Source organism: Pseudoalteromonas sp. bablab_jr011, assembly GCF_016464045.1.
Taxonomy (GTDB): Bacteria; Pseudomonadota; Gammaproteobacteria; order Enterobacterales; family Alteromonadaceae; genus Pseudoalteromonas; species Pseudoalteromonas lipolytica.
In genome coordinates, this window is the sequence record NZ_JACDWU010000285.1 from 50,201 (window position 1) to 62,326 (window position 12,126).

At 41.8% G+C, this 12,126-nt stretch carries 15 protein-coding genes; 3 read left to right on the forward strand and 12 right to left on the reverse strand.

Features of this window, described 5'->3' with window-relative positions; genetic code table 11:
* The first annotated feature begins 9 nt into the window (after nt 1–9).
* Complete coding sequence (locus JIG41_RS17060; protein ID WP_075593794.1) at nt 10–486, forward strand: energy transducer TonB; 477 nt, start codon at nt 10–12, stop codon at nt 484–486.
* A gap of 12 nt (nt 487–498) precedes the next feature.
* Nucleotides 499–825 carry a hypothetical protein gene (locus JIG41_RS17065; protein ID WP_199525152.1) on the forward strand — a complete coding sequence of 109 codons (327 nt, stop codon included), beginning with the start codon at nt 499–501 and terminating at the stop codon, nt 823–825.
* Nucleotides 826–896: 71 nt separating this feature from the next.
* On the opposite strand, the gene pdxJ is transcribed toward JIG41_RS17065, so the two are convergent.
* The 10 genes from pdxJ to rpoE all read right to left on the reverse strand — a co-directional run bounded on the left by pdxJ (nt 897) and on the right by rpoE (nt 9,421).
* Nucleotides 897–1,628 (reverse strand): pyridoxine 5'-phosphate synthase, encoded by a 732-nt coding sequence (pdxJ, locus tag JIG41_RS17070; protein ID WP_199525153.1) that lies wholly within the window; start codon nt 1,626–1,628, stop codon nt 897–899.
* A gap of 43 nt (nt 1,629–1,671) precedes the next feature.
* On the reverse strand, nt 1,672–2,358 hold the full coding sequence (gene recO, locus JIG41_RS17075; RefSeq protein WP_036966616.1) for a DNA repair protein RecO: 687 nt from the start codon (nt 2,356–2,358) through the stop codon (nt 1,672–1,674).
* A gap of 17 nt (nt 2,359–2,375) precedes the next feature.
* Entirely contained in the window at nt 2,376–3,308 is a 933-nt protein-coding gene (era, locus tag JIG41_RS17080) for a GTPase Era (RefSeq protein ID WP_036966614.1), read from the reverse strand.
* Entirely contained in the window at nt 3,298–3,975 is a 678-nt protein-coding gene (gene rnc / locus JIG41_RS17085; RefSeq protein ID WP_036966612.1) for a ribonuclease III, read from the reverse strand. Before rnc ends, era begins: the two co-directional genes overlap by 11 nt.
* Before the next feature lie 2 nt (nt 3,976–3,977).
* Nucleotides 3,978–4,913 carry a signal peptidase I gene (gene lepB / locus JIG41_RS17090; RefSeq protein WP_036966610.1) on the reverse strand — a complete coding sequence of 312 codons (936 nt, stop codon included), beginning with the start codon at nt 4,911–4,913 and terminating at the stop codon, nt 3,978–3,980.
* 26 nt (nt 4,914–4,939) lie between these two features.
* On the reverse strand, nt 4,940–6,727 hold the full coding sequence (gene lepA, locus JIG41_RS17095; RefSeq protein WP_036966608.1) for a translation elongation factor 4: 1,788 nt from the start codon (nt 6,725–6,727) through the stop codon (nt 4,940–4,942).
* Between the two features lie 70 nt (nt 6,728–6,797).
* Nucleotides 6,798–7,247 carry a SoxR reducing system RseC family protein gene (locus JIG41_RS17100; RefSeq protein ID WP_036966606.1) on the reverse strand — a complete coding sequence of 150 codons (450 nt, stop codon included), beginning with the start codon at nt 7,245–7,247 and terminating at the stop codon, nt 6,798–6,800.
* A 3-nt stretch (nt 7,248–7,250) separates the two neighbouring features.
* On the reverse strand, nt 7,251–8,207 hold the full coding sequence (locus tag JIG41_RS17105; RefSeq protein WP_199525154.1) for a MucB/RseB C-terminal domain-containing protein: 957 nt from the start codon (nt 8,205–8,207) through the stop codon (nt 7,251–7,253).
* 4 nt (nt 8,208–8,211) lie between these two features.
* Entirely contained in the window at nt 8,212–8,838 is a 627-nt protein-coding gene (locus tag JIG41_RS17110; RefSeq protein ID WP_036966603.1) for a sigma-E factor negative regulatory protein, read from the reverse strand.
* A gap of 1 nt (nt 8,839) precedes the next feature.
* The gene (gene rpoE, locus JIG41_RS17115) at nt 8,840–9,421 is read right to left on the reverse strand and encodes an RNA polymerase sigma factor RpoE (RefSeq protein ID WP_036969086.1); all 582 of its coding nucleotides are present in this window, start codon (nt 9,419–9,421) and stop codon (nt 8,840–8,842) included.
* A gap of 404 nt (nt 9,422–9,825) precedes the next feature.
* On the opposite strand from rpoE, the gene nadB reads away from it, so the two are divergent.
* Entirely contained in the window at nt 9,826–11,448 is a 1,623-nt protein-coding gene (gene nadB / locus JIG41_RS17120; protein ID WP_036966601.1) for an L-aspartate oxidase, read from the forward strand.
* On the opposite strand, the gene JIG41_RS17125 is transcribed toward nadB, so the two are convergent.
* A complete protein-coding gene (locus JIG41_RS17125; RefSeq protein WP_199525155.1) occupies nt 11,417–11,830 on the reverse strand; it encodes a hypothetical protein in 414 nt (137 codons plus the stop codon). The two genes, nadB and JIG41_RS17125, sit on opposite strands and share 32 nt — an antisense overlap.
* Nucleotides 11,823–12,074, reverse strand: coding sequence for a succinate dehydrogenase assembly factor 2 (locus JIG41_RS17130; RefSeq protein WP_036966599.1), 252 nt, complete (start codon nt 12,072–12,074; stop codon nt 11,823–11,825). Before JIG41_RS17130 ends, JIG41_RS17125 begins: the two co-directional genes overlap by 8 nt.
* Between the last annotated feature and the right edge of the window lie 52 nt (nt 12,075–12,126).

The following is a 12,126-nucleotide window of genomic DNA, read 5'->3' on the forward strand; positions in this document are numbered from 1 at the left end:
AATATATAAATGAAAAGTTATTTAATTCTAGCGGGCAGTTTACTTGCCTTTGGCTGTGCTTCAACTGCAGATAAACCGATGACACTAGAGTATGCGGATTTATCAGTTAGCTATGATGAATTGAAAACACCAAAATGGCAGCAACTTGAGCGCTTTCCTGCCAGATACCCCAAAAAAGCAGTTATCCAAGCAACAGAAGGGTGCGCGACCATTGAGTATGTTATTACGCCACACAATGAGATTAAAGATATTCAGGTAGTTGCCTCTACTCACCCTGTATTTGCCGATGCAGCAAAAGAAGTAATCACGCATTGGCACTGGAATGAGCTGCCGCAAAATATTACTGATAAAGCGGTGAAAACCCAAACTCGTTTTGATTTTTGTTTTGACACACCCGAGCAATCTTGTAGAACACTAAAACCTAATTATTCATGCCCTAGTCGCGATATTATTTATTCTACGGGTACACGAATTGTGAAGTATTAAAGGGAGCCTGCTTTGTATTTTATCTTACTTATTCTCTTTAGCGCTATTTCACTCACGTGGTTTTTTCTTCGCTATAAAGAACTAAGTAAAGAAGCTAATAACTACGTAAAAATCAATTACGCTGAGCAGTGGCAAACATACGAAAGTAAAGCCCGCTTAATGAGAGCAACACCCAACTCAATTGTGTTTCATTCAATTAAACAAGGCGAATTGTCGGCCATAGATGATGGTGTTTTAAAAAGCTTTAAGAAAAAGCATCAGTACATAGTTACCCTACTCTGTATTTCACCTTTGTTATCATCATTGCTTGCACAATTTATTGCGTATTTGATGAAATAAAAAGCGCGCTGGATACAACATCCACCGCGCTCTCAATTCAATACTTGCTTAAAAGTGCATGAAGCTTATATTTACAAACGCGCCTCAATCATCAGGCGTTTCATATCACGTACTGCTTTGTCTAGGCCGTCAATCGCGGCACGCGCAATAATCGCATGACCAATGTTTAACTCGTAAATTTCTGGCATGGCAGCAATTGGTTTTACGTTGTGGTAGTGCAGGCCATGACCAGCATTTACAATTAAACCAAGACCGTGGGCGTATTGTACACCGCTGCGAATACGCTCAAGCTCTGTATGTAGCTCTTCGCCGTTTTCTGCATCTGCATACGCGCCAGTATGAATTTCTACATACGGTGCGTTACAGGCTTTAGCAGCATCAAGTTGCGCGTTATCAGCATCAATGAATAACGATACTTTAATACCCGCTGCCGTTAATTTTTCAGTCGCCGCTTTTACTTTTTCAAAGTTACCCACTACGTCTAGGCCGCCTTCTGTTGTTAGCTCTTCGCGTTTTTCAGGCACTAAACACACATAAGCGGGTTTTACTTCAAGCGCAATATCAATCATTTCATCAGTCACGGCAACCTCAAGATTCATACGCGTTTGAATGGTTTTAGCCATTACATACACGTCACGGTCTTGAATATGACGACGGTCTTCACGCAAATGAATGGTGATACCATCTGCACCGGCATGCTCTGCAACACTGGCTGCATGAGCAGGATCTGGGTAACTTGTGCCACGCGCTTGGCGTAAAGTGGCAATATGATCAACGTTTACACCAAGAAGAATATCTTTCATTTTTTTACCTGTTTAAAACAACGATTAACGGCTGCTATTCAGCCTACTTAATAAATAACTCACGACTTTTTAATGGCTTTTTACCGAGTAAAGGCTTGAGTAAGTAACGACTTAACTGCTTTGCCATATATAACACATCAGGCGCGCTGAAGTCATGGGCAGCAATGGCATTTAATTGCGCACCTGAAAAACCACTGTGCGGGTCGTCATGCAGCAAAAAGCCATATTCAGCAAAGTACTGGTAACTGGCACTGCCAATGATCTCATCACCGTGCGCGTCGACACTAAAATCAACCCCATAACCGAGCAATTCGAGTAACTGAAATTCATACGAACGTAACACTGCTTGCAAATGTTGAGTACCCGATAAATCGCTCAAGTGCTGTTTATACAAATGGTAAACACTTTCCATAGGTTCATTGATAGGTACGATACGATTGGTTAATTCGTTTAAATAAAATCCACAATACAACTCATTCCCCGTGAGCATGGTTTGCGTGCCATGGGGTTCAAAACGATTAATGTATTTTAAATCTGATTTACCGCTGTATTGTACCAGCAGTGATTGGAAAGGTTGCAGTTGTGCTTTATGTTTAGTGGCCTGGCGACCACTAATTCGGGCCAGCATTCTAAGCTGACCCACGCCTTCTACCAGCATATCAAGCATTACTTGTGAGTCACTAAATGGACGTCGGTGCAACAAGTATGCTGTGTAGAAATCGCTATCCATGGCGTCTCAAGCTAAGCTTAATCTTCACCATAGCCTAAGCTGCGTAGCGCACGCTCATCATCAGCCCAGCCAGACTTCACTTTAACCCAAAGTTCTAAAAATACTTTGTTATCAAGCATCTCTTCAAGGTCTTTACGTGCTTCACGGCCAATAACTTTTAGCTTTTCGCCTTTATTGCCAATAACCATGCGTTTTTGCGTTTCACGCTCAACTAAGATCAGGCCATTAATTTGCCACACGCCGTTATCGAGCCATTTAAACTGCTCTATTTCAACGGTAACAGAATACGGTAATTCATCACCCATAAAACGCATTAGCTTTTCACGGATAACCTCTGCCGACATAAAACGCATCGAACGGTCTGTCACATAATCTTCAGGGAAGTAAAACTCACACAGCGGAAGACGCTTGGTTACTTCTGCTTTTATAAGCTCAATGTTTTTACCCTGTTTTGCTGAGACAGGAATAATGCCAACAAAATCAAATTTATTGCCTAAAAACTGCATGTGCGGAAGCACTAAGTCGCGGTCTTTTACTTGGTCAATTTTATTCATAACCAATAACACTGGACGACCACTTTGACGGACTTTATTCAGTACCATCTCGTCATCTTCATTCCAGTGAGTACCTTCAACCACAAAAATAATCAGCTCTACATCACCAATCGAACTGGATGCAGCACGGTTCATTAAACGGTTAATAGCACGCTTTTCTTCAACATGTAGACCCGGTGTATCAACGTAGACTGCTTGGTATTTACCTTCGGTATGAATACCCATAATACGGTGACGCGTGGTCTGTGGTTTGCGCGAGGTAATACTCACCTTTTGCTCAACAATGTAGTTAAGTAAGGTCGATTTACCCACATTTGGACGACCAACAATGGCCACCATCCCACAGTGCGTATCAAGCTCTGCAGGTTCTTTGCTAATTAAATCATCAAGATTCATTTTTAAGTATCTTTAAGGCTTTTTCAGCAGCTTTTTGCTCGGCTTTACGACGCGAGCTCCCTACTGAGATAATGCTATCCATCCCTTCAACAATACATTCAACCGTGAATGTTTGATTGTGCGCTTGGCCTTTTGTATCAATGACAGTGTAGCCCGGTAACGATAATTTGCGCGCTTGTAAGTACTCTTGAAGTAATGTTTTTGGATCTTTTTGGTTTAAGCCAGGAGAAATTGCATCAAGGCGTGATTCATACCAATTTAAGATTAACTCACCACATTGTTCAATGCTTGAGTCTAGGAACACGGCACCAATAATGGCTTCTACTGCATCGGCAAGAGTCGATTCACGACGGAAGCCACCACTTTTCAGCTCGCCAGGCCCTAAGCGTAAGTAATCGCCCAGACCAAATTCAAGGCCAAACTCAGCCAGTGTTTGACCACGTACTAAGGTTGAGCGCATGCGGCTTAAGTCGCCTTCACGTGCTTTTGGAAATTTAGTATAAAGCGCATTCGCAATCACGAAGCTCAAAATCGAATCGCCTAAAAACTCTAAACGCTCGTTATGTTGACCTTTGTGGCTGCGGTGCGTCATTGCCTGTTCAAGCAAAGCTTGATCAGTAAATGTATAACCTATTTTGTTGTATAACTCTGTTACGTTTTTTTTCATCGTTACTGAATATTACCTAGGCGTTCAAAACGAACACCAGTTGGAACCCAGCCTGGTAAAAAGTCATCTGGGCCATTTTCAAATTCAAAACTCATCCATATAAAGACGGCTTTACCTACCAAGTTTTCTTTTGGCACAAAGCCCCAAAAGCGACTGTCTTGGCTGTTATCACGGTTATCACCCATCATAAAATAATGATCGGCAGGAACAACCCACTCGTCAGAGCGTGTACCCGGTTGTTGATAATAACGGCCTTTCATTTCAAGCGCCTCTGGGTTAATCAAAATGTTGTGATTCAATGGGCTTAGGTTTTCTTCTAAACGCACTAAATTCATTGACCCTTGCTTGAACTCGTCACTATTGAGAATTTCCATATCTATTTTATTGTATTCATTACACAGCAAATCACCTTGCTGTTCGACACCTTCTTCACATTTTGGCTGAATATAAAGGTGCTTATTGCGATAAACAATTTTATCGCCAGGTAAACCAATGGCACGTTTAATGTAATCAATACGCTCATCTAATGGGTATTTAAATACCACAATATCACCGCGCTCTGGCTCATCCACATCCACTAGTTGGGTGCGCCAAATTGGGTCTTTAATGCCGTATGAGTACTTTTGTACCAAAATAAAGTCACCAACAAGTAATGTTGGCATCATTGAGCCTGATGGAATTTGAAACGGTTCAAAAATAAATGAACGGAAAATAGTAATAGCCGCAATCATCGGAAAGATTGATTTAGCCGTTTCAGTAATACTTGGCTCTGGTGCAATTAATGCAGCGGTTTCTTCGTCTAATTCACCGCCCGCCGCGTTTTGAGCAAGGGCGATACGCTGTTGACGTTTAGGCGCAAACATAAAGTGGTCAATTAACCAGATTAAGCCTGAGCCTAGCGTTAACAACACTAAAAAAATCGAAAAGTAACCCGCCATGCATTAATTCCTTTATTTACTTCTAATTATTTACCAACTTTGAGGATAGCTAAGAATGCATCTTGCGGTACTTCAACGTTACCTAGTTGCTTCATTCGCTTTTTACCTTCTTTTTGCTTCTGAAGAAGCTTTTTCTTACGGCTCACGTCACCACCGTAACATTTTGCAATTACGTTTTTACGTAATTGTTTAACCGTTGTACGCGCTATAACATGCTGACCAATTGCCGCTTGAATTGCAATATCAAATTGTTGACGCGGAATTAGCTCTCTAAGCGCTTCAGCTAACTGACGACCACGCGATTGTGCAATATCACGGTGTACAATAATAGCTAATGCATCTACACGCTCACCATTAATAAGTACGTCAACACGTACCATGTCTGATGCTTGGAAATGCTTAAAGTTATAATCAAGCGAAGCAAAACCACGGCTTGTTGATTTTAACTTATCAAAGAAATCCATAACCACTTCAGCCATCGGTAATTCATACGTTACCGCAACTTGCTTGCCGTGATAGTTCATTTTAGTTTGTACACCACGCTTTTCAACACAAAGCGTAATAACGTTACCTAAAAACTCTTGCGGAACTAATATGTTAGCTTCAACAATTGGCTCACGGATTTCAAGAATGTTGTTTACCGGCGGAAGATCAGATGGGTTATCAATCTGTTTAACGCCCTCTTTAGTTTCTACTTCGTAGATTACCGTAGGTGCCGTAGTAATAAGATCAATGTCGTATTCACGCTCAAGACGCTCTTGAATAATCTCCATGTGTAGCATACCTAAGAAGCCACAACGGAAACCAAAACCAAGTGCAGTTGAGTTTTCTGGTTCGAAGAATAACGATGCATCGTTCAAGCTAAGTTTATCTAGCGCATCACGGAATGATTCATAATCATCCGATGAAATTGGGAACATACCCGCGTAAACCTGTGGTTTAATGCGTTGGAAACCCGGTAGACGCTCTGGTGCAGAGTTGCGCTGTAACGTAATTGTATCGCCAACAGGAGCACCATGAATCTCTTTAATACCAGCAATAACAAAGCCTACTTCACCGGTTTTTAATAAACCTGTGTTAGTTTGTTTTGGTGTGAAAATACCCACTTTATCTGCGATATGAACTTGTTCGTTCGACATGATCTTAATTTTATCGCCCGCGCGTAATTCACCGTGTTTAATACGCACAAGTGACACAACGCCTTGGTATGGGTCAAACCATGAATCAATAATAAGCGCTTGTAATGGCTTATCTTTGTCGCCAACTGGTGGCGGAATATCTTTAACAATAACTTCGAGTACGTCTTCAATACCCACGCCTGTTTTTGCACTGCAACGCACGGCTTCAAGCGCATCAATACCAATAATGTCTTCGATTTCTTCTGCAACACGAAGTGGGTCCGCTTGCGGTAAGTCGATTTTATTCAGTACTGGAATAACTTCTAAATCCATTTCAATTGCTGTGTAGCAGTTAGCAAGTGTTTGCGCTTCTACACCTTGACCAGCATCAACAACTAAAAGCGCACCTTCACAGGCAGCAAGCGAACGTGATACTTCGTAAGTGAAGTCAACGTGTCCTGGTGTGTCGATAAAGTTTAATTGGTAGGTCTCGCCATCTTTGGCTGTATAATTAAGTGTTACACTTTGCGCTTTGATGGTAATACCACGCTCACGCTCGATGTCCATTGAGTCTAACACCTGCTGCTGCATTTCACGGTCTGTTAAACCACCACAAACTTGGATAAGACGGTCAGAGAGAGTCGATTTACCATGGTCGATATGGGCGATGATCGAAAAATTACGGATATGCTTCATAAACTGGATTCTAAACTTCTATATAAAATGGACTAAGTGTATAAAGCGGCAATTTTACATTTAATTGGCTTTAATCACCATCTATTTGAGTGAAAGGAATAGTAATTGGGTGAATTTTTATTACTTTAATATCATGTTTTAGGCTCTTAACCCTTGATTTAGCTATCGCATAGCCAGTTAAGCCCCCTAATACAGCAGCTAAAATTTGCCACCCCTCAGCAAGCGAAAACACTGAAAAAGCAGCCAAAGCAAACCCTAAACTAAATAATAACGGCAACATGTACACGGCCATTGCGTGTTTTACAAGGTGGCTATCGTCTAGTGCTAAGGTGACTTTTTGTCCGACTTTTAGCTCACTGTCGAAAGTGTATGGGAATGTTTTTTTGGCAGTACCAAATAACTTGGCAAAGATTTGCGAGCCACAACGGCCATTGCATCCTGCGCAGGCTTGTTTTTGCTCGGCTTCTAAATCGGCTGTCGTGCCTTTTACCGACACGACAGTGAGTGTTTGTTCTATCATTATTTAAAGAGGTCGCGCTACCGACTCTGCAATGGCTTTGGCTGTCATAGCGGGGATATTACCAACAACCGACACGTCAAAGCTACCACCATTGTGAACATACACGGTTGTCGCACCCGATGACAGCGCCCCACTGGGTCGTTTACCAGGCAGTGGTCTTTGTACGAACACAGAAACCTCAACAAAACCATCAGAGTACAAGTAGTAATCGGTTAGTTCGTTATTTAAATCTAACTTGTGACGGTCTGACTTTAATAATTTAAAGCCTGCTGGCAACCAGCCAATTTTCCAATTATTAACCGCACTGCCTGTGCTTTCGTTATCAATTTCACTGACCGGAAGCGGAGGAGGAAAATCACGATTTTGCATTTCTAACAGCATCTGTGCAGGTTGCTCTGTTACACTAATGTGGGTCAACTGTAATTGCTCAAGCATTTCACCTTTGTGGTTCACATACGCTGATTTCAATAACAGTGATGATTCTAAATCTAACCATATCCAATAATTGAATTTGTACTCATCTTTTGACTCAATACGCACAAGCTGCGCTGAGCGCCCTGCTATACGACCTTTTCCGCCTAGTACAAAATCGTACTGCGCACTTAAACGCTCTATATTTTTAAAAAGTACTTCAGGAATAGGCCCTGCAATTGAATCAGTTTGCACAGAATATGGCTCTGAATGGGGCTCAAAATAAGTCACTTGATCGTTTACGCGAGCCATTTCAAGCCCTGCGCCATTCAGTAAACTTAAATGTTCAAGCTCTACATTACCTTGCTTGGCATGCAGCCAGCGATAAGGTTCCATTGCTTGGCCTTTAACGACGACAAACGATGCGTCGAAATTGCGGGTATGAACGGCTTCAGCCATATCGAGTAATAATGCTTTGGCGGGGTTTTCGTCGCTGGCAAAAGCGGGAGCTATTAACACCAGCGACAAAATAAAAGTAAACACTTTCATTTAATTAGTTTTTTTCCTCATCTGCGTTAGCCGCAGTTTGTGACTTTTCAAGCGAATATGCAACACGTGCTTGACGTTGGTGTTCAAGTACAAGCGCACCAATACGTTGCTGTTGTAATTCGCGTAAACCTTGTTGGGCATTTTCAAGTGCAGGTTGCTCAGATGAGTAACTGACAGGTGATGCCACACCGGTTAGTGGTGTTGTTTGTAATAAAGGAATTTCGCTCTGCGGTGATTCGCTGTTTTGCGGCAGTGTTTGTACACCAACAATCGCAAACATAGCCACACTTGCAGCAATCGCTACTTGGGCAAAGGGTCGACGCCAATTAAATGCAACGACATTGTCGGTGCCTGTTGCCGCCACGATTTCTTCGCTTTTTGGTGCCGTTGTTTTATTCGCGAAATCTGCGTACACAGGTTCATGTTCGAGTGCATCTGCCACTGCATCAGCAATGTCAAAATTGAAGGCGCTGTTATTTGCCTCAGCACGCATTACGTCACCGATCATTGCATAACGACCAAATGTTGTTACATCGTCGTTTGTAATCGCTTCATCAGTTAACTGCTGCTCGCCGTCAAGTAATGCGGATAACTGCTCATTATCCAACTTGTTAACGTCTGCTTTTGTCATACTAAGACTCACCTATTAATGGATTTAATTTATTGTCAATCGCTTCACGGGCACGGAAAATACGCGAACGTACCGTCCCCACGGGGCAATCCATAACCACGGCTATTTCTTCATAGCTCATACCTTCGATTTCACGAAGGGTAATCGCAGTTTTAAGATCTTCAGGCAAACTATCAATCGTATTAAAAATTACAGCACGTACTTCGTCACTTAATAACAGGTTTTCTGGCGATGCGTTTGAACGCATTGCGTCTGCACTGTCATAAAACTCTGCTTCTTCGGCATCAACATCGTTAGCTGGCGGCTTACGCCCCTGAGCAACTAAGTAATTTTTAGCACAATTTACGGCGATACGGTACAACCAAGTATAAAAGGCGCTATCACCTCTAAAGTTAGGCAAAGCACGATAAGCTTTAATAAAGGCTTCTTGTGCGACATCAGCAACATCACCTTGGTTTGAAACATAACGTGAGATCAAACCTGCAATTTTATTCTGATATTTTCTAACTAATAGGTTGAAGGCGTTTTTATCTCCTTGCTGGACCCTTTTTACTAGCGCTAAATCCAAATCCTGCTCGCTCATTCGAGCCGGTACTCCTCTGTTTGATTCTTGCTTGCTATTCATATACTCGCCATTGTTTACACAAACTATGACTGCACCATGAATATAAAAGTTCAGTTTAAAATAATTTTTTTATAAAATAGCACGCAAATAATGTGAGTTATACCAATCTTATTACTCGACAATCCTAGTAACTGCTGATAATTCAACGGTTATCTCTATTCATAGTCAGTTTGATTCACAATGCTAAACAGTTAAAAATTCGCTGTTTAAGTGACGATAAACCTAATAATATTGGTATAACGTATTAAAATGACTAATAGTGTTACGGCAAATATGGTACATATACGTATATCATATACAATTTTTTTTGCTCATACTTTTAGCACTATTTCCAGAGCATTGTAACTGCAAAGACCACAGACATGAACCAAAATAAACATCACATTACTGATGTCGCTATTATCGGCAGCGGCGCCGCTGGCCTCTCGCTTGCTTTATCACTTGCTAATCACTGTAACGTAACCGTGCTTAGCAAAGGCGCATTAACTGAAGGCTCTACTTTATATGCACAAGGTGGTATTGCCGCGGTTTTTGATAAAAAAAATGACAGTATTGAGTCACATGTTCAAGATACGCTCGATGCTGGCGGTGGTTTATGTGACCGCGACGCTGTGCACTACACTGCCAGTAATGCCAAAAAATGTTTAAAATGGTTAATTGAGCAAGGTGTGCCTTTTGATATGGAGTTTGATTCAAAAGGTAAAGAACGTTTTCATTTAACGCGCGAAGGTGGTCACAGTCACCGCCGCATTTTGCATGCTGCCGATGCGACAGGTCGCGCCGTTCAAACTACGCTTATCAGCCAAGTGCAAGCCCACCCAAATATCACTTTATTAGAAAACTATAATGCCATTGATTTAATTGGTGATAAAAGCTTAGGCCGAAAAGGTAAACACATTCACGGTCTGTATGTGTGGAATTGTGAAGACAAAAAAGTAGAAACAATTGCAGCCAAATTTGTTGCGCTGGCGACAGGCGGTGCGAGTAAAGTGTATTTATATACCTCTAACCCCGATGTATCGAGTGGCGATGGTATTGCCATGGCATGGCGTGCGGGCTGCCGTGTTGCCAATATGGAATTTAACCAATTCCACCCTACGAGCTTGTACCACCCTGAGCTGCAAAACTTTTTAATTACCGAAGCAATGCGTGGTGAAGGTGCGTACTTAAAACGCCCCGATGGCACACGCTTTATGAAAGACTTTGATGAACGTGAAGAACTGGCTCCCCGCGATATTGTTGCCCGCGCGATTGATTTTGAAATGAAACGCTTAGGCGCTAATTGTGTTTATTTAGATATTAGCCACAAAGATAAAGATTTTATTATTGAGCATTTCCCGACAATTTACGCAAAATGCTTAAGTGTTGGTTTAGATATCACCAAAGAAGCTATTCCTGTCGTCCCTGCAGCCCATTATACCTGTGGGGGTGTCATGACTGACTTTAATGGACGTACTGATTTAGATAACTTGTATGCGGTTGGTGAAGTTGCTTATACAGGTCTGCATGGTGCAAACCGAATGGCAAGCAACTCATTGCTCGAATGCATTGTTTTTGCCCACGCAGCAGCACAGGATATTCTGAGTAAAATTGATGCAAGTCCTGCACTTGAAACACTACCGCTGTGGGATGAAAGCCGCGTTACGAACTCTGACGAAGAAATTGTTATCACGCATAACTGGCATGAACTACGGTTATTTATGTGGGATTACGTTGGCATCGTGCGTTCAACTAAACGTTTAGAACGTGCATTGCATCGTGTTGAATTACTGCAACAGGAAATTCACGACTACTACGCTAACTTTAGAGTTTCTAACAACTTATTAGAGCTACGTAACTTAGTGCAAGTCGCTGAACTGATTATTCGCAGTGCGCTGGAACGTAAAGAAAGCCGAGGCTTGCATTACACCATTGATTACCCAGCGCAAAATGAAAACCCAACGCCTACGGTACTTACACCGAAGTCGGTTGCTGCACAGCAATAATTGCCCGTTTTAAGCGTGAAAAGCTTACCTCATCAACACTGGCTGCCGTTATAATCAGCCAGTGTGATTTATAAAATCCCGCTAGTTTTATAACCACAAAATTCGAAAAGATCTTACTCTTAGGGCTTATCGCACCTTGCATTTGCACACGATTATTTAAAAAACGAAGCTGTGACTGTTCTAAAATAATAGCGCCATGTGTTGGCTGTAATTGCGTTACTTTTTTATAGCTAATCACCCCAATAATAAAGCTTGAGACGAAAACAAGACATTGAGAAAAGAGTTGCTGATACGCAAAGCTAAGTATGATGGCTACAAAGCAAAAAAAGACCACAAAGGGTTTGTGGTCTGGTGTGTTCTGTTTAACGCTAAATCTATACACGAACTCGGTCTAAAATTAATGAGACCATGCTATTAAGCTCGGGATCTTTACACGTTTCGTGACCCATGAACCATGCAAACAAGTCTGGATCATCGCATTCTAGTAAGCGTTGAAATGTGGCATGTTGCTCTTTGCTTAACGAGTCAAACGCTTCTTCAACGAATGGCATAAATAAAACATCAAGTTCTAACATGCCACGACGGCATGCCCAACGAATACGTTCTTTACTGTGAATTTCAGTCATTTTAAACCTCGTACTTATTTGTCAGCAGTTTAACAAATTGCTATCGAATAAA